The 315-nt window shown below is 44.8% G+C and carries 1 protein-coding gene; it reads left to right on the top strand.

What is annotated here, in order from left to right; genetic code table 11:
- Positions 1 to 315 (top strand): helix-turn-helix domain-containing protein (locus ACYQ11_RS22215; protein WP_459926025.1); only part of this gene is annotated, 315 nt, incomplete at both ends.

The following is a 315-nucleotide window of genomic DNA, read 5'->3' as shown; positions in this document are numbered from 1 at the left end:
TGAAATTACAGGGATTAGCGCAACAACAATCTGCACATGGTATAAAGCTTATCTTGATGGCGGTAAATCGGCAATTCAAATCAAAAAGCGTGGCCGGACAGAAGGGAGCTTCCGGACGCTTACGCAGGATCAGGAAAAGGAACTGCAAAAGGTTATGCGCGATAAGTGCCCTGATCAATTGAAATTTCCTTTTGCATTGTGGACGCGAAAAGCCGTCAAGCAGGCCATCAAAGAATTTTATGGCATTGAAATGCCGATCAGAACCGTTGGAGAATACCTGAAAAGATGGGGCTTTACGCCTCAAAGACCTTTGAA

The sequence above is a fragment of the Desulfatiferula olefinivorans genome (assembly GCF_054657895.1).
Note: the sequence above shows the minus strand (reverse complement) of the source record. Positions and strands in the feature narration are given on the sequence as shown.